This is a genomic window from Curvibacter sp. APW13 (assembly GCF_032337135.1).
GTDB lineage: Bacteria > Pseudomonadota > Gammaproteobacteria > Burkholderiales > Burkholderiaceae_C > Allorhodoferax.
The window spans coordinates 547,209-572,878 of the sequence record NZ_JAVXZZ010000001.1 but is presented as its reverse complement, the minus strand read 5'-3'; the positions used below and the strand labels follow the sequence as shown (position 1 = coordinate 572,878).

24 protein-coding genes, 1 tRNA gene and 1 riboswitch are annotated in these 25,670 nt (G+C 64.1%); of the genes, 21 read left to right on the top strand and 4 right to left on the bottom strand.

The features are described 5' to 3' along the window. The first annotated feature begins 11 nt into the window (after positions 1–11). The 9 genes from can (at position 12) to RQP54_RS02550 (ending at position 11,871) form a co-directional block, all read left to right on the top strand. Positions 12–674, top strand: a complete 663-nt coding sequence (gene can, locus RQP54_RS02590; protein ID WP_315676611.1) for a carbonate dehydratase — start codon at positions 12–14, stop codon at positions 672–674. Between the two features lie 66 nt (positions 675–740). Beyond that, positions 741–2,618, top strand: a complete 1,878-nt coding sequence (gene aceK / locus RQP54_RS02585) for a bifunctional isocitrate dehydrogenase kinase/phosphatase (protein WP_315676610.1) — start codon at positions 741–743, stop codon at positions 2,616–2,618. A 60-nt stretch (positions 2,619–2,678) separates the two neighbouring features. Beyond that, positions 2,679–3,971 carry a diguanylate cyclase gene (locus RQP54_RS02580; RefSeq protein WP_315676609.1) on the top strand — a complete coding sequence of 431 codons (1,293 nt, stop codon included), beginning with the start codon at positions 2,679–2,681 and terminating at the stop codon, positions 3,969–3,971. Positions 3,972–4,006: 35 nt separating this feature from the next. Then, a riboswitch (TPP riboswitch) is annotated at positions 4,007–4,107 on the top strand. An 89-nt stretch (positions 4,108–4,196) separates the two neighbouring features. Further along, the gene (gene thiC, locus RQP54_RS02575) at positions 4,197–6,071 is read left to right on the top strand and encodes a phosphomethylpyrimidine synthase ThiC (protein ID WP_315676608.1); all 1,875 of its coding nucleotides are present in this window, start codon (positions 4,197–4,199) and stop codon (positions 6,069–6,071) included. 14 nt (positions 6,072–6,085) lie between these two features. Then, positions 6,086–7,135, top strand: a complete 1,050-nt coding sequence (locus RQP54_RS02570) for an FAD-dependent oxidoreductase (RefSeq protein WP_315676607.1) — start codon at positions 6,086–6,088, stop codon at positions 7,133–7,135. Next, a complete protein-coding gene (gene thiS, locus RQP54_RS02565; RefSeq protein ID WP_315676606.1) occupies positions 7,132–7,347 on the top strand; it encodes a sulfur carrier protein ThiS in 216 nt (71 codons plus the stop codon). The genes RQP54_RS02570 and thiS overlap by 4 nt, the downstream gene beginning before the upstream one ends. Positions 7,348–7,350: 3 nt before the next feature. Beyond that, positions 7,351–8,253, top strand: a complete 903-nt coding sequence (locus RQP54_RS02560; RefSeq protein WP_315676605.1) for a thiazole synthase — start codon at positions 7,351–7,353, stop codon at positions 8,251–8,253. A gap of 91 nt (positions 8,254–8,344) precedes the next feature. Then, on the top strand, positions 8,345–9,814 hold the full coding sequence (gene thiE, locus RQP54_RS02555) for a thiamine phosphate synthase (RefSeq protein ID WP_315676604.1): 1,470 nt from the start codon (positions 8,345–8,347) through the stop codon (positions 9,812–9,814). Between the two features lie 89 nt (positions 9,815–9,903). Then, on the top strand, positions 9,904–11,871 hold the full coding sequence (locus RQP54_RS02550; protein WP_315676603.1) for a methyl-accepting chemotaxis protein: 1,968 nt from the start codon (positions 9,904–9,906) through the stop codon (positions 11,869–11,871). Positions 11,872–11,889: 18 nt separating this feature from the next. Here RQP54_RS02550 and RQP54_RS02545 read toward each other — a convergent pair whose 3' ends face one another. Further along, entirely contained in the window at positions 11,890–12,966 is a 1,077-nt protein-coding gene (locus tag RQP54_RS02545; protein WP_315676602.1) for an amidohydrolase family protein, read from the bottom strand. 124 nt (positions 12,967–13,090) lie between these two features. On the opposite strand from RQP54_RS02545, the gene RQP54_RS02540 reads away from it, so the two are divergent. The 8 genes from RQP54_RS02540 to RQP54_RS02505 are packed head-to-tail and all read left to right on the top strand — an operon-like array spanning position 13,091 to position 19,629. Further along, on the top strand, positions 13,091–14,272 hold the full coding sequence (locus RQP54_RS02540) for an acetyl-CoA C-acyltransferase (protein ID WP_315676601.1): 1,182 nt from the start codon (positions 13,091–13,093) through the stop codon (positions 14,270–14,272). Positions 14,273–14,317: 45 nt separating this feature from the next. After that, the gene (locus tag RQP54_RS02535; protein WP_315676600.1) at positions 14,318–14,989 is read left to right on the top strand and encodes an SDR family oxidoreductase; all 672 of its coding nucleotides are present in this window, start codon (positions 14,318–14,320) and stop codon (positions 14,987–14,989) included. A gap of 24 nt (positions 14,990–15,013) precedes the next feature. Next, positions 15,014–16,141 (top strand): acyl-CoA dehydrogenase family protein, encoded by a 1,128-nt coding sequence (locus RQP54_RS02530; RefSeq protein ID WP_315676599.1) that lies wholly within the window; start codon positions 15,014–15,016, stop codon positions 16,139–16,141. A gap of 3 nt (positions 16,142–16,144) precedes the next feature. After that, a complete protein-coding gene (locus RQP54_RS02525; RefSeq protein WP_315676598.1) occupies positions 16,145–17,065 on the top strand; it encodes an MBL fold metallo-hydrolase in 921 nt (306 codons plus the stop codon). Positions 17,066–17,095: 30 nt separating this feature from the next. Further along, positions 17,096–17,704: a YitT family protein gene (locus RQP54_RS02520; protein ID WP_315676597.1), complete on the top strand. Its 609-nt coding sequence runs from the start codon at positions 17,096–17,098 to the stop codon at positions 17,702–17,704. A gap of 19 nt (positions 17,705–17,723) precedes the next feature. Beyond that, positions 17,724–18,767, top strand: a complete 1,044-nt coding sequence (locus tag RQP54_RS02515) for an amidohydrolase family protein (protein ID WP_315676596.1) — start codon at positions 17,724–17,726, stop codon at positions 18,765–18,767. Positions 18,768–18,784: 17 nt separating this feature from the next. Then, positions 18,785–19,210 carry a rhodanese-like domain-containing protein gene (locus tag RQP54_RS02510; protein ID WP_315676595.1) on the top strand — a complete coding sequence of 142 codons (426 nt, stop codon included), beginning with the start codon at positions 18,785–18,787 and terminating at the stop codon, positions 19,208–19,210. Further along, positions 19,210–19,629: a YchJ family protein gene (locus tag RQP54_RS02505; RefSeq protein WP_315676594.1), complete on the top strand. Its 420-nt coding sequence runs from the start codon at positions 19,210–19,212 to the stop codon at positions 19,627–19,629. The genes RQP54_RS02510 and RQP54_RS02505 overlap by 1 nt, the downstream gene beginning before the upstream one ends. Positions 19,630–19,644: 15 nt before the next feature. Here the strand turns inward: RQP54_RS02505 and RQP54_RS02500 are convergent, their stop codons facing one another. Further along, positions 19,645–21,099 carry a DUF1254 domain-containing protein gene (locus tag RQP54_RS02500; protein WP_315676593.1) on the bottom strand — a complete coding sequence of 485 codons (1,455 nt, stop codon included), beginning with the start codon at positions 21,097–21,099 and terminating at the stop codon, positions 19,645–19,647. 420 nt (positions 21,100–21,519) lie between these two features. Between RQP54_RS02500 and RQP54_RS02495 the strand changes: the two genes are divergently transcribed. From RQP54_RS02495 to RQP54_RS02480, 4 genes are all read left to right on the top strand, one after another. Continuing rightward, entirely contained in the window at positions 21,520–21,843 is a 324-nt protein-coding gene (locus RQP54_RS02495) for a hypothetical protein (RefSeq protein WP_315676592.1), read from the top strand. A 431-nt stretch (positions 21,844–22,274) separates the two neighbouring features. After that, complete coding sequence (locus RQP54_RS02490) at positions 22,275–23,453, top strand: replication initiation factor domain-containing protein (RefSeq protein WP_315676591.1); 1,179 nt, start codon at positions 22,275–22,277, stop codon at positions 23,451–23,453. Continuing rightward, on the top strand, positions 23,450–23,665 hold the full coding sequence (locus tag RQP54_RS02485) for a hypothetical protein (protein ID WP_315676590.1): 216 nt from the start codon (positions 23,450–23,452) through the stop codon (positions 23,663–23,665). Before RQP54_RS02490 ends, RQP54_RS02485 begins: the two co-directional genes overlap by 4 nt. Then, a complete protein-coding gene (locus tag RQP54_RS02480; protein ID WP_315676589.1) occupies positions 23,662–24,672 on the top strand; it encodes a site-specific integrase in 1,011 nt (336 codons plus the stop codon). The genes RQP54_RS02485 and RQP54_RS02480 overlap by 4 nt, the downstream gene beginning before the upstream one ends. Before the next feature lie 47 nt (positions 24,673–24,719). Here the strand turns inward: RQP54_RS02480 and RQP54_RS02475 are convergent. Together RQP54_RS02475 and RQP54_RS02470 are read right to left on the bottom strand one after the other, a co-directional pair. Further along, positions 24,720–24,796: transfer RNA gene (locus tag RQP54_RS02475), tRNA-Met, on the bottom strand. A gap of 76 nt (positions 24,797–24,872) precedes the next feature. After that, a complete protein-coding gene (locus RQP54_RS02470) occupies positions 24,873–25,652 on the bottom strand; it encodes an enoyl-CoA hydratase (protein ID WP_315676588.1) in 780 nt (259 codons plus the stop codon). Between the last annotated feature and the right edge of the window lie 18 nt (positions 25,653–25,670).

Below are 25,670 nucleotides of genomic sequence, written 5' to 3'. Positions count from 1 at the left end.
TTGGATTTCGTATGACCAAGAACCTCGATGAACTGTTTGCCACCAACCGGGCCTGGGCCCAGGCCATGGAAGCCGAACGCCCCGGCTTCTTCACCAAGCTGACCAAGCAGCAGCAACCCAAGTACATGTGGATTGGCTGCTCCGACAGCCGCGTTCCCGCCAACGAAATCGTCGGCATGGAGCCCGGCGAGGTCTTCGTGCACCGCAACGTGGCCAACGTGGTGGTGCACTCGGACCTCAATGCCCTGTCGACCATCCAGTTCGCGGTGGACCTGCTCAAGGTCGAGCACGTGATGGTCGTGGGCCACTACGGCTGCGCCGGTGTACGCGCCGCGCTGGAGGGCAAGCGCGTGGGCTTGGCCGACAACTGGCTGCGCCACATCCGCGACGTGGCCGATCGCCACCGGGAAATCCTGGACCTGCTGCCCGCGCATGGCCGCGCCAATGCCCTGTGTGAGCTCAATGTCATCGAGCAGGTGGTCAATGTGGCCCACAGCACGGTGATGCAGGACGCGTGGGCACGTGGGCAGAATGTGACGCTGCACGGCTGGGTCTATGGCCTGCAGGACGGTCTGCTGCAGGACCTGCATGTCACGGTGGCCGGCATGGACGAGCTGCAGGTCAAATACCGCGAAGCGGTGTCTGGTGTACGCCTGGTTCCACGCCTGGCTTGAAGGAAAATTGGCTTCATGCGGCGTATTTGCTGTGTAGGAAGCTACTAAATTCGGAGCGAGTGGTTTATGTTCCCGATCCGCATTGACTCTACCGTGGCCTATGACATTGCCAAGGCCATGATGGACGGCTTCAACCGCCACTACCAGCTGTTCCGCACCGAGTCGGCCCGGGCCAAGCACCGCTTCGAGGTCTGCGACTGGCGCGGCCAGCAGCGCGCCCAGCGTGAGCGTATCGAGTTCTATGACCTGCGAGTCAAGGAGTGCTCGACGCGCCTGGAGCGCGAGTTCAAGGCCGGCGAGCAGCCCGCCGAGGTATGGCAGCAGGTCAAGCTGCTCTACATCGGCCTGTCGGTGGATCACCACCAGCCGGAGCTGGCCGAGACCTTCTTCAACTCGGTCACCACCAAGATCCTGCACCGCGCCTACTTCCAGAACGATTTCATCTTTGTGCGCCCGGCCGTCAGCACCGAGTACATCGAGAACGACGACCGAAGCAGCAAGAGCACCTACCGCTCCTACTACCCCACGCGCGAGAGCATGGTGGCCACCGTGGTGCAGATGATGCAGGACTTTGACCTGCGTGTTCCGTTCGAAGACCTGGAGCGCGATTGCACCTGGGTCGCCGAGACCATGAGCGCGAAGCTGGGCGATGCCACGCTGCGTGCGAACTTCCAGATTCAGGTGCTTTCCGGCCTGTTTTTCCGCAACAAGGGCTGCTATGTGATCGGCAAGCTCATCAACGGCTTCAACGAATTCCCCTTTGCCCTGCCGGTGCTGCACCGCGCTGCCGTGGCGGGTGGGCCGATCGAAGCCGGCGCGACGCGTCTGGCCATCGACGCCGCCCTGTTCGACGAGAACGACCTGCTGATGCTGTTCTCGTTCGCGCGCGCCTACTTCATGGTGGACATGGAGATTCCCAGTGCCTATGTGCAGTTCCTGCGCAGCATGATGCCGCGCAAGCCGCGCAACGAGATCTACAACGCGCTGGGGCTGGCCAAGCAGGGCAAGACGCTGTTCTACCGCGACTTCCTCTACCACCTGCACCACAGCACCGACCAGTTCCGCATTGCGCCCGGCATCAAGGGCATGGTCATGCTGGTGTTCGACCTGCCCAGTTTCCCTTATGTGTTCAAGGTCATCAAGGACTACTACCCGCCGCAGAAGGACACCACCCGGGAGCAGATCAAGGGCAAGTACCTGCTGGTGAAGCAGCACGACCGTGTCGGGCGCATGGCAGACACGCTGGAGTACAGCAACGTGGCTTTTCCGCGGGCGCGCTTCACTGACGAGCTGATCGCTGAAATCCAGAAGTTTGCCCCGAGCCAGATGGAAATTGCGGACCTCGACGGTGATGGCACGCAGGAGGTCATGCTCAAGCACGTCTACATCGAGCGACGCATGATCCCGCTCAACATCTACCTGCAGGAGGCCTTCGATGCCGGAGGGGCCAACCCCGCCGACACCAGCCCGGCGGCACAACGGGCGCGCGAACAGATTCAGCGCGGGGTGGTCGAATACGGCAACGCCATCAAGGACCTGGTGGCTGCCAATATCTTTCCCGGCGACATGCTGTGGAAGAACTTCGGCGTTACGCGTGGCAGCAAGGTGGTGTTCTACGACTACGACGAGATCGAATACATCACCGACTGCAACTTCCGCCGCGTGCCGCCCCCGCGCAACGAGGAGGACGAGATGTCGGGCGAGGTCTGGTACTCGGTGGCCAAGAACGACGTGTTCCCCGAAACCTTCGCACCGTTCCTGCTGGGCAATCCGGCGGTGCGCGAGGTATTCATGAAGCACCATGCCGACCTGCTCGATGTGGAGTTCTGGCAGAGCCACAAGGAGCGTATCCAGGCGGGGCATGTGCATGATGTCTTTCCGTATGAAAAAGACAAGCGTTTCCGGCAGAATGGGCCTTCCGGCCGCGTGCCCGGAAGAAACTGACTGTGCAAGGTGGTGCGTGGGCGTTCGCCCGACAGACGTTGATGCAATACGCGAAGACCGATGGAAACCTCTGACAACTCCTACCGCAAGACACTGCGGCAGCTGCTGCGGCGCAACAGTGCGGTGACGCTGGTGGTGGGGCTGGCGGCCAGCGTGATCGTGTACGGTTTCCATGACTGGTTCCATGGCGTGCTGCTGCCCGCGATCGGTGTCGGGCCGGCCCTGGCCGATGCGCTGGGCAGCTTCCTGATCATTGCCTTTGCAACGGTCGGCGTGCGCCTGGCGTCGTATGCGGCGTTCAGGGACCCTTTCTACGGGCTGCCACGTGACGTGGAAAGCTTGCGGCAGGACAAGCGCAAGCTCGCCGACGTCCTCAAAGCCACCGAAAAGGTGGCCAGCATCGACCGATTGACCGGTGTCTGGAACCGCCATTACTTCGAGGAGCTGATGGCCAACGAGACCGACCGCGTGCGCCGTCACGGTCACTTGCTGAGCTTGCTCATCATCGACATCGACAAGTTCAAGGCAGTCAACGACAGCCTGGGGCATGCGGCGGGTGACGGCGTGCTCAAGGCCGTGGCCCAGCGTCTGGGCCTGACACTGCGCAGTTCGGACTCACTGTGCCGCTACGGTGGCGAGGAGTTCGTCGTGGTGTGTCCCGATACGCCGTTGAGTACCGCTGTCGTGCTGGCCGAACGCCTGCGCAGTACCGTGTGTGCTGCCCCGGTGGAACCTGCAGGTACCGTGACGGTGAGCATCGGCGTGGCCCAGTACCACGCGGGTGAAACGTGGGGGCAGTGCCTGGAGCGTGCCGATGCGATGCTCTACCAGGCCAAGGAGCGCGGACGCAATCAGGTGCAGTACGACAGCGACATGACGGAGCCGGCAGGACTGTCGGCGTCGGAGGCGCCGAGCGAACCCCAGGTGCTCCGGCTGGAATGGCACCCCTCCTATGCCTGCGGCATTGACCAGATCGACAAGGACCACATCACCCTGTTTGCCCATGCCGACGACCTGCTCAATGCCATGGCGTTTGCCAAGCCGCATGCCGAGCTGTGCGGGAAGGTGGACTTCGTGGTGCAGGAAGTGCAGGCCCACTTTGCGCGTGAGGAAGCTATCCTGGAGCGCAGTGGCTGGCCCGGTACGGCCATCCACCAGCAGCACCACCGCCAGCTGGTGCGCAAGGCGCAGGAACTGGCCGACAACTTCCGTCAGCAGAAAGTCGATTCCGGGGCCGTGTTCGAGTTCCTGGCCCAGGACCTGATCGCCAAGCACATCCTGCTGGGCGACCGCCACTATTTCGCCCACGTCGTGCAAAGCCAGATGCCTGCGTCCGGCACGGACACCGCCTAGGCGTTTGCGGCCACTGTTCCGCTTTGTCGTACACTTCGCCCCGCCCGGGGTGCGCAGTGGTTGCGCTGAGATGGATTCCAAACCCGTGAACTTGATCTGGTTCATACCAGCGTAAGAAGTGCAGAGCAGCGCCCCAGGCCTCGTGCCGTGCGGGTGCGCTCATTCCAAGTTTTCGGGGGCTGGTGCCGTTTCTTTCTTCGGGTCTTAACCTGAGGAAACACGCCAGTGAACGCACCCGACAAACTCGCCCAGTTCATCCAGCTCACCCGCGAGCCGCTGCCCGCATCCAGCAAGCGCTACCTCCCTGGCAGCCGTCCCGACATCCGGGTGCCGGTGCGCGAAATCCTGCAGAGCAATGGCGAGGCCGTCACGGTCTACGACACCTCCGGCCCCTACACCGACCCGCGCGCCGCCATCGATGTGCGCGCCGGCCTGCCCGCCTTGCGCCAGGCCTGGATTGCCGAGCGTGGCGACACCGAAGCCTACGAAGGCCGCAAGCCCTTTGCGCTGGACGATGGCATCAAGTCGGGTGAGTCCGACGCATTGGCCGCGCTGCGTGCCCAGGCCGCAGGTCTGCAGCGCCAGCCGCGCCGCGCCAAGCCCGGGGCCAACGTCACGCAGATGCACTACGCACGCAAGGGCATCATCACCCCCGAGATGGAATATGTGGCCATCCGCGAGAACCAGAAGCTGGAATGGGCGCAGCAGTACCTAGGCAATGCCGAGCGTGAAGCCCGCCTGGCCGGCAACAGCTTCGGGGCCAGCATCCCCAAGGTCGTCACGCCCGAGTTCGTGCGTGACGAAGTGGCACGGGGCCGCGCCATCATCCCGGCCAACATCAACCACACCGAGCTGGAGCCGATGGCCATCGGCCGCAATTTCCTCGTGAAGATCAACGCCAACATCGGCAACTCGGCCGTCACGTCGAGCATCGAAGAGGAAGTGGAAAAGCTGGTCTGGTCCATCCGCTGGGGTGCGGACACGGTGATGGACCTCTCCACCGGCAAAGCCATCCACACCACGCGCGACTGGATCCTGCGCAACAGCCCCGTGCCCATCGGCACCGTGCCGATCTACCAGGCGCTCGAAAAAGTGGGCGGCGTGGCCGAAGACCTGACCTGGGCCATCTTCCGCGACACGCTGATCGAGCAGTGCGAACAGGGCGTGGATTACTTCACGGTGCATGCCGGTGTGCGCCTGCCCTTCATTCACCTCACGGCCAACCGCGTCACCGGCATCGTGTCGCGCGGCGGCTCCATCCTGGCCAAGTGGTGCATCGCCCACCACCGCGAGAACTTCCTGTACACCCACTTCGACGAGATGTGCGAGATCATGAAGGCCTATGACGTGAGCTTCTCGCTCGGCGACGGCCTGCGCCCCGGCTCGGGCGCGGACGCCAACGACGAGGCCCAGTTTGCCGAACTGCGCACCCTGGGCGAGCTCACGCAAAAGGCCTGGCAGCAGGACGTGCAGGTGATGATCGAAGGCCCCGGCCACGTGCCCATGCACATGGTGCAGGCCAACATGACCGAGCAGCTCAAGCACTGCGGCGAAGCCCCGTTCTACACCCTGGGCCCGCTGACCACCGACATCGCCCCCGGCTACGACCACATCACCAGCGGCATCGGCGCGGCCATGATCGGCTGGTTCGGCACCGCCATGTTGTGCTACGTGACGCCCAAGGAACACCTGGGCCTGCCCGACCGCAACGACGTGAAGACCGGCATCATCACCTACAAGATTGCGGCCCACGCCGCCGACGTGGCCAAGGGCCACCCCGGAGCCCGCGCGCGCGACGACGCCTTGAGCAAGGCGCGCTTCGAGTTCCGCTGGATGGACCAGTTCAACCTCTCGCTGGACCCCGACACCGCGCGCGACTTCCACGACGAAACGCTCCCGAAGGACAGCGCCAAGGTGGCGCACTTCTGCTCCATGTGCGGCCCCAAGTTCTGCTCCATGAAGATCACGCAGGAGGTGCGCGAGTACGCCCAGAACCTGGGGGTCAGCGAGGAGCAGGCGCTGGAGACGGGCATGCAGACCCAATCCGAGGCGTTCAAGGCAGCAGGCGGCGAAATCTACATCCCCATCACCAAGGCCTGAGTCGGGAGTCGATCATGCACATTGGCATTGCAGGCGCAGGCCTGCTGGGACGCTTGCTGGCCGTGCAGCTCAGCAGCGCAGGGCACCGTGTGGAGGTCTTCGACAGCGCCACCGGCCCCGGCCCGCGCGAGACCTCGGGCACCGAGGGCGCGGCCTGGTCGGCGGCGGGCATGCTCAGCCCCGTGGCCGAGTTGGACCGCGGCAATGAGGACGTGTTTCGCCTGGGCCTGCGCTCCTGCGCACTCTGGCCGGAGATCACGCGTGCCCTCGGATTGGGCGAGATCTGCCACGTTGACGGCAGCCTGCTGGTGGCGCACCGCGCCGACGCGGGGGCGGCGCAGCGGGTGGTGGGTTTGCTGGAAGCCAAGGCCGATGCGCAGCACCAACCGCAGGCCCTGACGCCGGAGGCACTGCGCGCGCTGGAGCCTTCCGTCCAAGGCCCTGCGCTGGCCTGGCTGCTGCCGTGCGAGGGCTACATCGAAGTGCACAACACTCTGCTCGGTCTGTACGCACAAGGCGAACGCCAAGGCGTGCGCTGGCATTGGGGGCACGCCGTGGAGCAGGCCGATGCGGGAGTGCTAGCCGTGCGCATGCACGGCGGGGTGGAGTCCATGCGCCTTGACCATGTGTTCGATGTGCGCGGCGTCGGTGCTCGGCCCCAACTGCCCGTGCGTGGTGTGCGCGGCGAGGTCTTCCTGCTGCACGCGCCCGATGTCGACCTGCGCCGCCCCCTGCGCCTGATGCACCCGCGCCACAGCGTCTACGTCGTGCCACGCCCCGACCACTACTTTGTCGTCGGCGCCAGCGAGATCGAGAGCGAAGACCGCTCCCCCGTGTCCCTGCGCACCACGCTGGAACTGCTCAGCGCCGCCCACAGTGCATTGCCCGGCCTGGTGGAGGCGCGCGTGGTGCATTCCGAGTCCAACCTGCGCCCGGCCTTGCCCGACAACCTGCCGCTGCTGCGTACGGAGGCCGGCTGCACGCGCATCAACGGCCTGTACCGCCATGGCTGGCTGCTGGCCCCGGCGCTGGTCGAGCAGGCCGTACAGGAGCTGGCGGCATGAGCACCACTGACACCATCGCCATCCAGGTGAACGGCGAGGCCCAGACCACCACCGCCACCACGCTGCATGACTGGGTGCTTGCGCAAGACGCGGCACCCGAGTCGCTGGCCACCGCCGTCAACGGCCAGTTCGTGCCGCGCACGCAACGGGCTGCCACGGTGCTGCGCCCCGGCGACCACATCCTGACCTTCCAACCCATCACTGGAGGCTGAACCATGACAAGCGCACGTAGAGACTGGGAGGCGGCGCGTTTTGCGCAGGTAAAGGAGGAGCCCGCAGCGCGGGCGGGGGACACGGAGCAAAACGTGCCGCCTCCCAGGCTCGGCCCCGAACTAGCTCCCCAAGCGTGGCAAGTCGGCGGCCGCACCCTGCAAAGCCGCTTCTTCTTGGGAACGGCAGGCTACCCATCCCCCCAAGTCCTGCAAGACGCCATTGCTGCCTCCGGCGCCCAGGTCGTCACCGTCGGTCTGCGACGCCAATTGGCCCAAGGCAGCGAGGCGGGTGACTTCTTCGCCCTGGTGCGCGAAACCGGAGCGCACCTGCTGCCCAACACCGCCGGCTGCCACACCGCCCGCGAGGCCATCACCCTGGCCCACATGGCGCGTGAACTGTTCGACACGCCCTGGATCAAGCTCGAAGTCGTCGGCGACGCCCATACCCTGCAGCCTGACCCGTTCGCGCTGCTGGAAGCCGCCACGCAACTGGTGAAGGACGGCTTCACCGTCTTCCCCTACTGCCTGGACGACCTGGTGAGCTGCCAGCGCCTGCTGGACGCCGGTTGCACCGTGCTCATGCCCTGGGGCGCACCCATCGGCTCCGGCCAGGGGCTGCTCAACCCCAGCGCCCTGCGCACCCTGCGCGCCCGCCTGCCCGGTGTGCCGCTGTTGGTGGATGCCGGCATCGGCTCACCCAAGGACGCGACCCAGGCGCTGCAGATGGGCTTGGACGGCGTGCTGCTCAACAGCGCCATCGCCAACGCGGTCGACCCGGTCCGCATGGCGCGCGCTTTTGCGCTGGCCATCGAGGCCGGTCGTCTGGGCTTCGAGGCCGGCATCATGCCCCCGCAGGACATGGCCGTGCCGTCCACCCCGGTGGCGGGTTACCCCATCCTGCTCTGAAGGCGCTATGAAAAAAGAAGCTGTTCACGCAATTCCTGTGCGGGCTAGAAGCACATTTGGCACTGAAATCAGGGCTGGCGCCGAGCGAGCCGTGGTGTGGAGCATTGCCGGTTCCGACAGCGGCGGCGGGGCCGGGCTGCAGGCCGACCTCCAGGCGCTGCAGGCTTTTGGCGTGCACGGCTGCACGGCGGTGGCCGCCATCACGGCGCAGAACTCGGTGGCGGTGACGCGGGTCGATCCGGTAAGCGCTGAGTTGCTGGATGCCCAACTCGCCGCCCTGGCCGCAGACATGCCCCCCGCCGCCATCAAGACCGGCCTGCTGGGCAGCATCGACAACCTGCGCGTGGTTTGCCGCTGGGTCGACCGCCTGCGCGCCCAGGGGCAGCCCGTGGCGCTGGTGGTGGACCCGGTGCTGGGCTCCACCACCGGGGCAGCCTTTGCCGACGCCGCGCTGGTGCAGGCGTACCGCGAAGAACTCGTGCCGCGTGCCACCGTGGTCACCCCCAACCGGGCCGAGGCCCAGCGCCTGGGACTGGCGCTGGGGTCCCCGTTGGGAGCGGCTTCGGTGGTCATCACCGGAGGTGATGCGCTGGACGAATCCGGCTTGGCCAGCGACTGGTTCAGCAGCCCGCAAGCCAGCGGCTGGCTCAGCCTGCCCCGTGTGGACACGCGCCACCACCACGGCACGGGCTGCACCTTCGCCTCCACTGCGGCGGCGGCCCTGGCCAGCGGCTACTGTGTGGCGGACGCCGTGGTGCTGGCCAAGATGGCCACCACCCACGCCCTGCGCCATGCCTATGCGGCCGGGCAGGGGGCCGGGCCAGTCTGTGCCCAGAGCGACTTGGCCCTGCACGCCAACAACCTGCCCTGGCTGCAGGCAACACCTGGCACTACGCCTCCCTTTTCGCCATTGATCGATGCGGCCCTGGGCGTGTACGCCGTGGTCGACAGCGTGGAATGGGTGGCGCGGGTGCTGGCCGCCGGTATCCGTACGGTGCAGTTGCGCATCAAGGACGCGGCTGCGCCCACCCTGGCACAACAGGTCCACGCGGCCGTGGCCTTGGCCCGCCAGACCCCTGGCGCACAGCTGTTCATCAACGACCACTGGCAACTCGCACTCGATGCCGGTGCCTACGGCGTGCACCTGGGCCAGGAAGACCTGGAAACCGTGGATCTGGACGCGCTGCGCCGCGCCGGGGTGCGCCTGGGAGTTTCTACCCACAGCTACTGGGAGGTGGCCCGCGCCTGGGCGCTGCGCCCCAGTTACATGGCCTGCGGTCCCGTGTTCGCCACCCAGTCGAAAGACATGCCCTGGATACCCCAAGGGCTGGACAACCTGCGCTACTGGGCTGGCGTGCTGCCGCTGCCCGTGGTGGGTATCGGCGGCATCGGCGTAGCCCAGATGGCCGAGGTCGCCGCCACCGGTGTGGCCAGCGCTGCGGTCATCTCGGCAATCACCCAGGCGCAAGACCCTGAAGCTGCGTGTGTGGCATTGACGGCATGCTTTGACCGGGGCCGTGCAGCCAGCCTTGTAAGCAAGCCAGACAGGTTCCGGAGCTAGGCTTCTTGCTGGGGCCGTGCGGTGGATTGGGTGTAACCTTCGCGTGTCCACGGTCGTTGTGATGGACAGTCAATTACAAGGAGGTGCTCATGCAGGCACAGGCACAAGAGCGGGTGGTCTCGGTGGCGCGGCAATTGACCGTGCTGTCCATTGGCGTCATTGCTGCCATCCTGGTGATCCTGGCGATCGCCATCAATGCCGTGGCGTCACGCAATGCGCGCATCCAGGTGCAGGGCGCCGTGGCCGACAAGCTTGAAGGCATCGTCAAGGCCATGGATGCGGCCGATGCCAGCTTGCGCGATACGGCCCAGCGCGCCACCAAGACCCTCCAGCAGTCCTTCGAAGCCACGCTGGCGCTTGACGAAGCGTCGGGCGAACTCAAGAGCTACGGTGCTGCCGTCAACAACAGTTTCAGCGAAGTCGACGCCTTCAGTGCCACTACGGGGCACGCAGGTTCGGTCTTGGCCCGCAAGGGCGAGGGTTTCGTGCGCGTCAGTACCTCGCTCAAGAATGCCCAGGGCGAGCGCCTGATGTCGCAGGGGCTGGAGCGCAGCCACCCCGCCGCCGTGGCCCTGCGCGACGGCAAGCCGTACTCGGGTCGTGAACTGATCGGCGGCCAGCCCTACATGTCGCACTACGAACCGGTGCGCGACCGCGCGGGTCAGGTGGTGGCGGCCATTGGCGTCTCTACCGACATGCGCGCGGCGCAGGCCGCCCTGGCGCAGCAGGTGGCGGACGCGCGTTTCTTCGACAGCGGCGGTGTCTATGTGCTGGAGCCACGCCAGCCCTGGGGCGAGTCGGTGCTGGTCATGCACGCCACCCAGGCCGGAAAGAAGGTGGTGGAGGTGTCACCCCAGGCCGAAGGCCTGCTGCAGGCGCTCGACACCGCGAGCGATGGCCGCGTGGACGATGCAGCCCCCGTGCTGGCCTCCACCGCCGACGCCCGCTGGGCCCTGCTGCGCAAGACCCAGTCTGGTGGCAACTGGGTGGTGGGTGAGGTGTCGCAGGCCGAGTCCACCGCGCGCCATCGCAGCAACATGCTGATCATCACTGGGCTGTTGGCGCTGGCCACGCTGGCCTGCGGCGTGGCGGTGTACCTGGTGGTGCGCCGCACCGTGGGCCAGCCCTTGGGCGAACTGGCCCGGGTGGTGCAGGAAGTGGCCAGCGGTGACCTCACCCATACCTACCAGTCGCAGCGCAAGGACGAAATCGGTGCGCTGGTGCGCGCTGTAGAAGGCATGCGCCAGCGCTACCAGAGCGCGCTGGGCCAGGTGCGCACCGCGGTGGACAACATGGGAACCGCGAGCGCCGAAATTGCCAGCGGCAACCAGGACCTGAGCAACCGCACCGAGCAGACTGCCAGCAGCCTGCAGCGCACGGCGTCGAACATGGAGCAACTCACCGGCACGGTGCGCCAGTCGGCACAGGCCGCGCGAGAGGCCGGCACGCTGGCCACCGAAGCGGCCACGGTGGCCGAGCGTGGTGGCACCGTGGTGGGCGAGGTGGTGCGCACCATGGATGAGATCCACGCCAGCGCGCGCCGCATTGCCGACATCATCGGCGTCATTGATGGCATCGCATTCCAGACCAATATCCTGGCCCTGAATGCTGCGGTCGAGGCCGCCCGTGCGGGTGAGCAGGGGCGTGGCTTTGCCGTGGTGGCCAGCGAGGTGCGCGCGTTGGCCGGTCGCAGTGCCGAAGCGGCGCGTGAGATCAAGGCCCTGATCCAGACCTCGGTGGAGCGGGTCGAGTCCGGGTCCACCCTGGTGCAGAACGCGGGCCAGACCATGGGCGAAATCGTGGGCGCCGTACAGCGTGTGAACGACACCATCGGTGCCATCACGGCGGCAGCGGCCGAGCAGTCCGACGGCATTGGCGAAATCAATACCGCCGTCGGGCAACTGGACCAGATGACGCAGCAGAACGCAGCGCTGGTGGAGCAGTCCGCCGCTGCGGCCTCCAGCCTGCAGGAGCAGGCGCGGCAGGTGGCGCAGGCGGTATCGGTGTTCAGGCTGGCCCAGGCGCACAACGGGATGCTGGCCTTGCCGCATGGCTGATGCTGCGGCGTAGAAGGGTCAGTCCGCCGGGTCAGACTCCTGCGGCGTGCCCTTGAAGCCAAACAGGCGATTGGCGTTCTGCGCGGCGATGCGCTTCGCGGCCTCGGGTGCCAGGCTGCCCAGCATGCGTCTGTACCGGTGGACCGTCTTGTCGTAGGCCTCTTCCCCGACGCCTTCGTGCCCGCTTTGCCCGAATTTCGAATCGGTACCGACCATGAAGCGTTCGGGCATGGCCTCCATGAGCTGGGCCCAGTCTTCGAACAGGGCACCGTCTTCATTGAGCAAGGGTTCCAGGTGCGTCCAGCTGGAAACCTTGGTCGACATCAGCTTGATGCTCAGGTAGACGTTGGGGAAAGTTTCGAGGATGCGCCGTGCATTGGTGGCCGAAGTCATGCCCGTGTGCGACAGAACGATGCGGAGCTTGGGTTGTCGTTGTGTCCAGTTTTGCAGCGTGTCCCAGAGTTCCTTTTCGTGGGAGCGACCATTGGGTTCCCGTGGCTCGGCGTGCAGCTGGATCCATGCGCCACGTGTGCCGATGGCGTCCACCATGCGCAGCACGAGCGGGTGGTCGTAGCGGTTCTGGATGATGTTCTGGTCGCCCTTTTTGTTGAAGTGGAAGAGACCGAACTCCCCCACACCGAGACACCGGCCGCTGTCCAGGTCGGCTTCCAGGCGGGCGAATTTCTGCTGCACTGCAGACTCGACGAGACCATAGCGCATGGCGTCGGCCAGCCAGTTGCTCAGGTAGTCGCCAGCGCACATCACCTTGACCTGCTTCGGTTGGGCCTGTGCCAAGGCTATTTTCTGAATCGTGCCTGCGTCGTTCCGGTTTCCTGTGCCTTCGTTGGGTACCGGCATGATGACGGCGTGCCGGACTTTTTCGTCGCCCAGAATCTTGGGTACGCGGTCACCGTCAAACGATGGGTCGATGTGCAGCAGTACATCGGTGAGGCCAGCCTTGTAGCCATTGCCTTTTTCCAGCGCCCGTGCCGGGCGGCTCGGGTCCGAGGGTTCCGTCGTGACGGGGTAGGCAGCGGTTTGTGCCCAACATGCCTGTCCCACCAGGAATGTCAGGCCTAGCAGTGTTTTCCTCATGGTTCGGGTCTCCCTGTACAAGCCGCAGATTCTAGAAAGCTGTCAGCGCACGGCAAGGGCTTTTCTGCCACAATTGACGTTTACGTAAACGTCAATTCGTTTTTCCGTTCTCAAGGAGCCTTCCATGTCCGACCCCATCGTCATCGTCAGCGCCGCCCGCACCCCCATGGGCAGCTTCCAGAGTGATTTCGCCAGTCTGGCAGCCCATGACCTGGGCGGCGTGGCCATCAAGGCCGCCGTGGAGCGCGCCGGCATCAGCCCCGAACTGGTTACCGAAGTGATCTTCGGCAACTGCCTGATGGCCGGCCAGGGCCAGGCCCCGGCGCGCCAGGCGGCGTTCAAGGGTGGCTTGCCCAAGAGCGCAGGGGCCGTCACCCTCTCCAAGATGTGCGGCTCGGGCATGCGCGCGGCCATGTTTGCGCACGACATGCTGGTGGCTGGCACCCACGACGTGCTGGTGGCCGGTGGCATGGAAAGCATGACCAACGCGCCCTACCTGCTGCCCAAGGCACGCGGCGGCTACCGCATCGGCCACGACCGCATCTTCGACCACATGATGCTCGATGGCCTGGAAGACGCGTATGAGCCGGGACGCTCCATGGGCACCTTCGGCGAAGACTGCGCCGCCAAGTACGGCTTCACCCGCGCCGAGCAGGACGCCTTTGCCACCGCCAGCGTGCAGCGCGCCAAGGCCGCCACCGAGAGCGGTGCCTTTGCAGCCGAAATCGCCCCCGTTACCGTCAAGGGCCGTGCCGGCGAGACCGTCATCTCCATCGACGAAGGCCCGGGCAAGGTCAAGCTCGACAAGATTCCGACGCTGAAAGCTGCCTTCAAGAAGGACGGCACCATCACTGCCGCATCCAGCTCCAGCATCAACGACGGCGCCGCCGCGTTGGTGATGATGCGCGCCTCCACCGCCGCCAAGCTGGGCTGCAAGCCGCTGGCCCGCATCGTGAGCCACGCCACCCATGCGCAGGAACCCGAGTGGTTCTCCACCGCCCCGGTCGGCGCAACCGAGAAAGCCCTGGCCAAGGCCGGCTGGGCTGTGGGTGACGTGGACCTGTGGGAAGTGAACGAAGCCTTTGCCGTGGTGCCCATGGCCCTGATGAAAGACCTGAACGTGCCGCACGACAAGGTGAACGTGAACGGCGGTGCCTGCGCCCTGGGCCACCCCATTGGCGCCTCCGGTGCCCGCATCATGGTCACGCTGATCCATGCCCTCCAGGCCCGCGGATTGAAGAAGGGCCTGGCCACGCTGTGCATCGGCGGAGGCGAGGCGACCGCTGTGGCCTTGGAGTTGCTATAAACGCAGTAGCTGTCTACGCAATATTCATGAGGGCTGGGGGCTGATTTGGCACTGAACGTTCTGGTGATCGGGGCTTCCCGCGGCATTGGCCTGGAACTGGTGCGCCAGTACCGCGAGGCCAGTGCCCGCGTCATTGCCACCGCGCGCAGCGACGCGGGGCTGGCGGCGGTACAGGCGCTGGGTGCCATTCCGCTGCGCGTGGACGTGGCCAACCCGGCCAGCGTGAGCGGTCTGGCCTGGCAGCTCGACGGCGAGAAGCTCGATGTGGCCCTGTATGTGGCCGGTGTCATGTCGCGCGGCGACGCCCGCATGCCCCCCACCCAGCCCGACTTTGACCGCGTGATGCACACCAACGTGCTGGGTGCCATGCAGGTGATTCCGCAGGTGGCCCCGTTGGTCGAGGAAGCGCAGGGGCGCTTTGCCTTCATCAGCAGCGACATGGGCCACATTGCCGGGGTGCCGTCGAGTTACAGCTGGGTCTATCGCGTGAGCAAGTCCGCGCTCAACATGGCCGTGGCTGCAGCACGCTTTGACTACCCGCGTGCCACCCTGGTGGCCCTGTCACCGGGTTGGGTGCAGACCGACATGGGCGGCGCAGACGCCCCCTTGACCGTGCGGGAAAGTGTGGCCGCCATGCGCCAGACGCTGACGCAATTGACACCTGCCGACAGTGGCAAATTCTTCATGCACGACGGCCAACCTTACTCGCAGTGGTAACGAACGGATTTTCAGGAGACAGACATGTTGTTGACCCAAGACCAGGAAATGGTGCGCGACGCAGTGCGTGCCTTTGCACAAGCCGAGTTGTGGCCCAACGCCGCCAAGTGGGACAAGGAACACCACTTCCCCAAGGATGTGCACCAGGGCCTGGCGGCCTTGGGCGCCTACGGCATCTGCGTGCCCGAACACCAGGGCGGTGCCGGGCTCGACTACGTGACCCTGGCGCTGGTGCTGGAAGAAATCGCCGCCGGTGACGGCGGTACCAGCACTGTGATTTCCGTAACCAACTGCCCCGTCAACGCCATCCTGATGAAGTTCGGCAACGACGCGCAGAAGAAGCAGTGGCTGGAACCCCTGGCGCAGGGCAAGCTGCTCGGGGCCTTCTGCCTGACCGAGCCGCACGTGGGCAGCGATGCCTCGAGCCTGCGCACCACCGCGGTCAAGGAAGGCGACAGTTATGTGCTCAACGGCGTCAAGCAATTCATCACCAGCGGCAAGAACGGCGACGTGGCCATCGTCATCGCTGTCACCGACAAGGGCGCGGGCAAGAAAGGCATGAGCGCCTTCCTGGTGCCCACCAACACCCCCGGCTATGTGGTGGCGCGTCTGGAAGACAAGCTGGGTCAGCACTCCAGCGACACTGCGCAGATCAACTTCGACAACTGCCGCATCCCCGCCGACAACCTGATCGGCAAAGAGGGCGAGGGCTATGGCATCGCGTTGGGCGGGCTGGAAGGCGGGCGCATCGGTATCGCCGCGCAAAGCGTGGGCATGGCCCGCAGCGCGCTCGATGTGGCCGTGGCGTACGCGAAAGACCGTGAGAGCTTTGGCGAGCCCATCTTCAACCACCAGGCTGTGGGCTTCCGTCTTGCGCAGGCGGCTACCGAAATTGAAGCGGCGCGCCAACTCATCTGGCATGCCGCCAGCCTGCGCGACGCCGGTCGTCCGTGCCTCAAGGAAGCGGCCATGGCCAAGCTGTTCGCCAGCGAGATGGCAGAGCGCGTATGCTCCGCCGCCATCCAGACCCTGGGGGGCTATGGCTATGTCAGCGACTTCCCCGTGGAGCGTATCTACCGCGACGTGCGCGTGTGCCAGATCTACGAAGGCACTTCCGACGTGCAGAAGATCATCATCCAGCGCGCGCTCTAAGCCATGTCGGCCGTGGCCTTGCCTGCGGGCGTCAGCGTTTTCGAGCGCGGCTGGCTCTCCAGCAACAACGTGCTGCTGGTCGGGCCGCAGAACACCGCGCTGGTGGACAGCGGCTACTGCAGCCATGCCGCGCAAACCCTGGCGCTGGTGGACAGCGTCTTGCAAGGCCGGCCCCTGGATGTGCTGGTCAACACCCATTTGCACAGTGACCATTGCGGCGGCAACGCCGCGCTGCAGGCGCACTACCCGGCGCTGCAGACCCATATTCCGCCAGGCCATGCTCCGTTTGTGGCGCAGTGGGACCCGCACACGCTGAGCTACACCCCCACCGGGCAGGAGTGCCCGCAGTACCGCTACGACGCGGCCCTGGTACCGGGCCAGACCCTGCTGCTGGGCGCGCAGCATTGGCAGGTGCATGCCGCCCCTGGGCACGACTCGCACTCGGTCATCCTGTTCGAGCCCGCTAGCCGCACCCTCATTTCGGCCGATGCCCTGTGGGAGCGCGGCTTCGGCGTGGTGTTTCCGGAGCTCGACGGGGTCTGTGCATTCGACGAAGTGGGCGCCACGCTGGACCTGATCGAGTCCCTGCAGCCAAGCGTGGTCATCCCCGGCCATGGCGGCGTTTTCACCGATGTGGCCCAGGCGCTGCAGGTGGCCCGGCAGCGTCTTGATGGCTTTGTGCGCAGTCCGCTCAAGCACTACCAGTACGCCACCAAGGTGCTCATCAAGTTCAAGCTGCTGGATCTGCAGCGTGTGCCACTCGCGCAGTTGCGCGGCTGGGTCGGTGCCACCCCCTATGTACAGGGCATGCTGCAGTGCTGCTTCCCGGGGCAGCCTGTGGAACAGGCCGTGGACCAGTTGCTCAGCGACCTGGTGCGCTCCGGCGCTGCCGAGCGCGATGGCGAGTGGGTACTCAACCGCTGATACCCCGCGGCGATTTGGGACAATCGAGCCATGTCCTCCACTCCCAGCACGCGCCATCGGCGCTACGAAGATGTCCTGGCCCTGCTCACGGGCACCCTGTTCGCCGCACTCGGCGTGCTCATGTTCAAGCAGATCGGGCTCGTCACGGGCGGCACCACCGGCATCGCGTTCCTGCTGCACTATGGCACCGGCTGGAATTTCGGCGCCGTGTTTTTTGTGTTGAATCTGCCCTTCTATCTGCTGGCTTGGCGCCGCATGGGGCCGGCGTTCACGGTCAAGACGTTTGCCGCTGTAGCCCTGCTGGCGGTGTTCACCAACGCCTTGCCGCAATGGATCCACTTCGATGTGCTGCACCCGCTGTTGGCTACATTGCTGGGGGGCTCGCTCATCGGCTGCGGCATGTTGATCCTGTTCCGCCACCGTGCCAGCCTGGGCGGCTTCAATGTGCTGGTGCTCTACCTGCAGGAGCGCTACGGTTGGCGCGCTGGCATGCTGCAGATGGCGCTGGATTGCAGTATCGTGCTGGTGTCATTTTTCCTGCGAGACTGGCAGTTGATAGCGCTGTCGGTGCTTGGCGCCGTGGTGGTGAACCAGACCCTGGCCACCAACCACCGGGCCGGGCGCTACGTGGCCATGTAGATAAAAAGGAGGCGAGGCAATGCGAGGCAAGGCTTGGACTGGCGTTCTGGGTGGGCTGATGTTGCTGGTGGGCGCTGCCAATGCGCAGGAATGGGTAGATGTCCATTTCCACTGGACGATGGATGATGCAGGCAGTACCCAGGAACTGGTGGAGAAGTCCCTGGCCATCATGCAGTCCGAGAACATCCGTACGCTGGTGGTCTCGTCGCAGCCACGGCCTGGGCAGGCGGGCGCGGATTTTCTGGAGGTGCAAAAACAGCTTGCGCAGCATGGCAAGCGATTTGCCGTGTTGGCCGGTGGAAACTCCCTGAATCCACTGATGCACCAGATCCATGAAGGCAAGGCGCCTGCAGAAGCGGTGGAGAAGTTCCGCGCCTTGGCGCAGCGTTCTGCTGCCAGCGGCGTCAAGGGCTTCGGTGAAATTGCCTTGCACCACCTGTCTTTGAATGATCAGCATGCCTACGAAGCCATCCCGGCAGATGATGCCCTGGTGCGCGTGCTGGTGGATGTCGTCGCTGAGCAGGATCTGGTGCTGGACGTGCATTTCGACCCCGTACTGGCGAAGATGGCACGGCCCGCCAGCCTGACATCACCGAACAACCCCGCTGAGTTCGAGCCCAATTTCGAGGCCTTCGAGCGTATGCTGGCCCACAACCGCAAGGCGCGCATTGTCTGGGCCCACGCGGGTGGCGTCGACATGCTGGGCAACTACACGCCGCAGTTGGTGCAGTCCCTGCTGGAGCGGCACCCCAACCTGTTCTTCAGCCTGCGGCCCATGGGCAGGGAACCGGGTGTGATGCTGCAGGCCGGCGGTGGGCCGATGAAGCGGCGCTTGAACCCCGAGTGGGTCAATGTGGTGGAAAAGTACCCGGACCGCTTCGTGCTGGGCAGCGACAGCTTCCTGGTGGCCGATGCTGCACAACGTGTGGGCGCCGCACGTATCTTTTCCGCCAACTCCCACAGGCAGCGGCAGGCCATCCGTGAGGTTCTGTCTGCCTTGCGCTCCGATGTAGCGCGCAAGGTAGGCTATGAGAACGCCGAGCGGCTCTACAAACTCAACTGACATACAGAAAGGTGCCCATGCCCATCACCCGAGGATTCCAGTCGCTGGTCGACGAAGCCATGGAACAGATCACCACCTACACAGTGCAGGAGGTGCTGGAGCGGCTCGACGACCCCACGGTGCAGATCGTGGACATCCGCGACATCCGCGAGCTGGCCGACGGCACCGTGGTGGGGGCCTATCATGCACCGCGCTGCATGCTCGAATTCTGGGTTGACCCCGCCTCGCCGTACCACAAGCCCATCTTCGCGAACGAGGACAAGGAGTTCATCCTGTTCTGCGGCGCGGGCTGGCGCAGCGCCCTGGCTACCAAGACGCTGCAGGACATGGGCATGCGCAACGTGGCCCACATCGACGGCGGTTTCACCGAGTGGGTGAAGGCCGGTGCACCGACGGAAACGCTGGAGCAACAAAAGGCCAAACGCGCCGCCAAGAAGGCCTGATGGCCATGAAGACCCTGGCGGCCACCGCGCCGTGCCCCTGCGCTCGCCTGGTGGGCAGGAAGCCTCAGAACTATGGGCAGTGCTGCGGGCGCTTCCTGGACGGTGACCAAAGCGCGCCCGACGCGGAAAGCCTGATGCGCAGCCGCTACAGCGCCTTCGTGCTGGAACGCGAGGCCTACCTGCTGCAAACCTGGCACCCAAGCCAGCGCCCTGTCACGGTGGAGTTCGAGCCCGGCGTGAAGTGGCTGGGGCTGGAGGTGCGCGATGCGGTGCTGACCGATGCCACCCACGCCGAAGTGGAGTTCGTGGCCCGTCAGAAGCCCACCAGCGGCGCGGCGATCCGCCTGCACGAGCGCAGCCGATTTGTGCAAGAGGGCGGGCGGTGGCTGTACGTGGATGGTGACCTGCGCGGGGCCTGAAGTGCCCCCGAGTGCCTATTGGCGCACCACCGCCGGCGGCTCCCACACCTGGTCCACGATGGACTTGCCGGGCAGGTAGGCGCGCAGCACCAGGTAGAACTCCTCGGCCGGCGCGGGCAGCCAGTTGCTTTGGGCAGCGCCCTGCGGCAATTCATGGCCCACGTAGAGCGTCAGACTGCCGTCCGGGTTGAACACCAGACCCGGACTGCGGTCGCCTAGCGAATAGCGGTTCAGCGGGTTGTCGACCAGGTTGTTGGTGTTGTCATACAGGCTCATGGACCAGAACGCCTGCACCGGGGGAATCTGGCCTTTCGGAAAGTCAATGCGGTAATTCGACTTTCCATCGAGCAGTTGCCCGGCCGAGTCGGCATGGGCCACGATGTACACCGCCTCTTCCGGGTCATTGGCGACGATGCCTCCGAGCGACTGCAGCGAAGCACGCGTGAGCCAGGCGCCATGGGTGCCTGCGCGGCCATAGTCCCGCGGCGGGTACTTCCAGCCGTTGACCGACTTGGTTCCGAAGCTGGTCTGGTTGACTTCCGGCAGCATCGTCAGACCCCGTAGCACTGCGCGGTCCAAGCCACGCACCATGCCTTCGCTAAGCCGGGAGAGATCGCGACCCGGCCCGACTTCGATGTCACGGAAGAAGCGCATCAGACGGGCGTCCTCATCGCCGGGTGGATTGGCCGTCATGGCGGCATTGGCGATCGACCAGAAATTGCCGAGCAGCGCCAGTTGTTCCTTCTTGTAATGCGGCACCGGTGTCAGCGGCGGGGCCGGCGGGCGACGATGGACCTTGTTCTCGAAATCACTCAGCGTTTGCAGGTCGTACTGGCGCATCAAGGCCGCCACGGCCGGAAAGTCGTCGTTGCTGGTGACCAGGGTGCGGCCCAGTATGAGGAACCAGGGAGTGGGAGCCTCCGCCAGCAACTTCACGTTGGCCGGCAGCTTCCCATGCCAGCCCTTGGGGGCAATGGCATAGTGGCCGGCTCCATTGCCCGTGGTGCGGGTGCCGATGTAGGCAAAATTGTCGGAGTCGAAGGCTGCCAGTTGCAGGCTGTAATAGCGCGGCTTCTGGGTTCCTGGTAGGTTGCCCACCTCGGGGACGCTGATGACCAGCGGCTCCTTTTCGACATAGGCCCAGGTGGTGGAGTAGGCGGTGTCATTGTTCGGTGTGCCACCATCCCGGTACTGCGGTCCGGTCAGGCGTGGCGAGTGGAAGAAATGGTTGATGGCATCGGTCGGCGCGACGACCGGCTCCCCCTCTTTCTGCGGCTGTGACCACGCCCAGCGCACGGAGCTGTTGAGCACGTAGGGGAACGCATAGACGACTGCTTGCAAGCCCTTGGTGTAGGCGTGCTCCTCATCCCAGGGCGTGCGTATGTAGCGTTTCCAGACGAACGCTCCGGTGGCGAGAAACCCGATGATCAGTACGCTGAATGCAATCCAGACTTTCTTGTTCGCGCCCATGCATGGTTCTCCTGGCAATGGATTTGGAAGTGGTGTGCGGACCGGCTTGGGGCCCTGCTTGGGTGTGGGCGCCGCACAAGGCGGGCGCATCAGGAGTTGCATGGTAGGGATTCATGGCCATGCACGCAAATGAAGTATGTTCATGAACGGCCATGAATTTCGTTCATGACTGTGCGTCTGGAGCCTGCGCCCCGACATGCGCGGTGCAACCGCGAAGAGGCGCCTTGCCTACAGGCAGGGCGTAGCCAAGAAAAAAGCCGCTGACTCTTTCGAATCAGCGGCTTTTCCGTTATTTGGTGGTCGTACCGGGACTTGAACCTGGGACATCAGCATTATGAATCCGCCTCTGACAGTGCTTCAGAGGGGGAAGTCAGTACGAAACCGACGTTTTTAGTGGTTTTTACAACGTCGGAGTTACGTATGAATCTTGAAAATTTCACGCCTTCTATCGAGGCACAAGAGAGAACAGTTGCGGCATGTGCATGGTTGGTGGATATCGCACAATTTTCGGTTGATCACCATGGCGTGTCGCCCGATGTAGTCCGCTATTTGGAAGCGCTCGGCTCGGGAGTGTTTGAGTCGTTGAACGGGGGAATGGGGGGTATGCCCCCCATGCAGCGAAGCGCAACAGATCACCGTTTGCACGATGACTGTGTGTGCCGCGAACGCCAAACGTGGCAAGCCTTGGCAGTACTTTCGCGCCTTGATCAACCATCTTGCATTGGTGGCGAGGTGTTGCAATGAAGAAGAGCGCGAAACCGTCCAGCTTGAAGCCAATCCCACAGTCGGAGATTGATCGCATCAAGGCAAAGCTATCTGCTGATCCCATGGTGCGCATGTTGATGGCTCAACCAAACATGAAGTGCATTGCTACGCGTGACGAGAACACGGGAAGGGTGCACTTGTCTTTTCGTAGCGTAGACGACACAGCACCCGACTGACTACGCCAATTTTTCTTTACGTAGTTCGAGCGGTTCGCATAGCATTGCAATTGCAAATAACGGGTATGGCGTCCCGGTCAGAAAATCGCCCGGGTGACACAACGCGTCGAGTAGCCTGCTGCGGCATTGGGCTGATGCTTCCCACAAAGAAACAATGCTTTTGCGAATCCCTTTAACCGGGTTCGCTGCTGCATGTCTAAATTGCTAATGCGAACCCCCTTTTGCGGAGTTCGTATGTTTGTTTCCAATGACGTAAATAAGTCCGGCGACGTAGCGCGCGCGGGCATCAGCGAAGCGGCCCGCAGCGCTGCGACGCCGGGCGTAGCTTCAGCTCGCACGAGCGGCGCAGCGGTCGAGGTCGCGCCCCGTGTAGTAACTACGGGGAGAAAGTTCCCTAAAAGCCGTTGGCCTGTGGATGAAGAATCCGGGGAGGCGGTTCAACTCGTGGCACAAGGTTCACACGGTGTAAAAGTTGTGCGCCATCTGCTCCCTGACGAGTCCCGCGACCCCTCTGCGGCCTTCATTGATGCCATGGCCTTTTCAGTCGTGCCACCCGATGAAGAGTCGTATCCGTGGGTCATCGCCAACATGCGGCGCTTCATAGATATTGAGTCGTTGGAGCATCGCCGTGGCCTCTTCGGCTTCAAGTTCTCGGCCCGCTTCGGGGATGGTGCAGGCGTCATTGCGTGGGGAGGCGAGTCTCAGCGCGGACGCGTGTTTTTCAGCCTCATGGGCAAAGGGTGCGCCATGGTGCGCGACTGGCAGGGCTTGCATGATTGGCTGGGGGAAAGCCGGGCGCAGCTCAAACGCGCAGACGTTGCATATGACGACTACGACGGCAAAGTGCTGTCCATTGCATGGGCGGTGCAGCAGTATCAGGACGATGGGTTTACGGCTGGTGGTCGCAGGCCCAGCCATACGTGCATGGGGGACTGGCTGGAGGGGGACGGCTCCACTAAGGGCCGCACCCTGGCAATAGGCAATCGAGAAAGTGGCAAGTACGCACGCATCTACGAGAAGGGAAAGCAGCTTGGCGAGGCCATCAGCCGTTGGACACGCTTTGAAGTCGAATGGCGTGCACAGGATCGCGTCATCCCTCTGGACATACTCACACGGCCAGGACACTACCTCGCCGGGGCTTATCCGTGCATGGCCTTCCTGGCTGAAGTGCAATCGGTAATCAAGACCATCGCCAAGGGGGCGCAGATCGCCTACGACACAGCGGTCGAGAACGCCAAACGCGCCTGTGGCCGCATGGTTACCCTGATGTTGGACGTGTACGGCGGCGACTATGCCGAGGTTGTGGAAACGCTCATGCGTCCGGGCTATCCGTCCCGCATAGACCCGTTTTCGTACCACGTGAAGCGCAATCCCTCAATGCTTGATCGCAGTATGCAGGGGGTGCCGGTATGAGTGCGATTGATCATTTGGAGTTGCTGGAAGGTACGGCGGAATATGCGCGGGTGCTACTTGTTCTTGCCAAGCTTCAACAGCAACAAGGCGCACATCCATGTGCTGCCCAAGCAGTTGAGTGGCTTGAGTTTGTGGGGGTGTCAGCAACGTCGGGGGCTGCAATAGAGCGGGCAAAACGCCAGTCCTCCGGGCGGAATGGGGGTGGTTTATGAGCCTTTACAAGCGTAAGGATTCCCCTTTCTACTGGATGCGTTTCCCTGCGATCAAGGGGGAGCTGAAGCCCCTGCAAATTTCGTCGGGCACAGCCAACAAACGGCAGGCACAGCAGCTACACGACAAGATCAAGGCAGAGCGGTGGGATTTGGACAAACTCGATCTGAAGCCCAAACGCACCTGGGACGATGCTGTCGAAAAATGGTTGCTGGAGACCTGCGCCAATCGCAACCATGAGAACGACAAACGGACATTGGCACTGCTCCACCCCCTACTAGGGGGGAAAGTCCTGGATGACATAGACCGGGCGTTGCTGGATGCGATACGGGCCAAACGCGCCAAGGTGGTGAAGTTGCCCACAGTGAATCGCAACATGGCACTGATACGGGCCGTTCTGAACAAGGCTTGCAACGAATGGGAGTGGATCGAGCGGGTGCCCAAGGTCGGCATGTACAAGCAAGGGGGAGGGCGTATCCGGTCGCTGACCCGCGAAGAGTTCGCACGGCTGCTGCGCGAGCTGCCGCCCCACTTGGCGGACATGGCCCTGTTCTCCGTTGCTACCGGCCTGCGCCGTTCCAATGTGACGCAGCTCAAATGGTCGCAGGTGAGCCTAGAGCGGCGGCACTTGTGGGTTGCTGCCAAAGACCACAAAAACGGCGCTCCGCACTCCGTGCCGTTGAACGATGCAGCTATGCAGGTGCTGGAGAAGCGCAAGGGCGATCACCCTACCTACGTTTTCACGTACGAGGGCCAAGCCATGGTTCAGACCAGCAATACGGCGTGGTATGCCGCTTTGAAGCGGGCAGGGATCGAGGATTTCCGGTGGCACGACCTGCGCCACACCTTTGCCACGTGGCATCGGCAGGCCGGAACACCTACCTATGAACTCCAGCGCCTGGGTGGCTGGAAGTCGCAATCCATGGTCGAGCGCTATGCACATTTGGCGCCTGAAGGCTTGCAAGCTGCGGCAAGCAGACTCGATAATGTGCTGTCGGTTACGTATTGACTACATGAAAAAAGCCAGCTTCCTAGGGGAGAGCTGGCTTTTAAGAGTGGTGGTCGTACCGGGACTTGAACCTGGGACATCAGCATTATGAATGCTGCGCTCTAACCAACTGAGCTATACGACCTAGCAAAGACCGCAATTATAGCCAAAAAATTGGGGCCTGCGTCAAGCCGGGCGCACCGGCCCGGGGGACAGGGCTGTCAGCGGTGCTTGAACTCGGCCTTGCGCTTGTTCACGAAAGCGTCCATGCCTTCCTTCTGGTCTTCGGTGGCAAACAGGGCGTGGAACAGGCGGCGCTCGAAGCCCAGACCGTCGGAGAGGCTGCTCTCGAAGGCCTTGTTCACGGCTTCCTTGGTGGCCATGGTGGCTATCTGCGAGAAGTCACAGATCTGCAGCGCGGCACCCAGGGCTTCGTCCTGCAGCTTGTCGGCGGCCACCACGCGGGCCACCAGCCCGGCACGCTCGGCTTCCTCGGCGCCCATCATGCGACCGGTCAGGGCCATGTCCATGGCCTTGGCCTTGCCCACGGCGCGCGGCAGGCGCTGGGTACCCCCGGCACCGGGGATGATGCCGAGCTTGATCTCGGGCTGGCCGAACTTGGCCGTGTCGGCGGCGATGATGAAGTCGCACATCATGGCCAGCTCGCAGCCACCGCCCAGGGCAAAGCCGCTGACCGCAGCGATGACAGGCTTGCGGATGGTGAGGATGGTTTCCCAGTTGCGGGTGATGAAGTTGCCGCGGTAGGCATCCGCGAAGCTGAACTTCGCCATGGCCGTGATGTCGGCTCCGGCCGCAAAGGCCTTTTCGCTGCCGGTGATGACCATGCAGCCGATGGCGGGGTCGGCATCGAAGGCCTTGAGTGCGTGGCCCAGTTCGTCCATCAGCTGGTCGTTCAGCGCGTTGAGCGCCTTGGGGCGATTGAGCGTGATGATGCCGACCTTTTCGGCTTCTACGCGGGTGAGGATGCATTCGTAGTTCATGGCGTTCTCCAGGGAAAA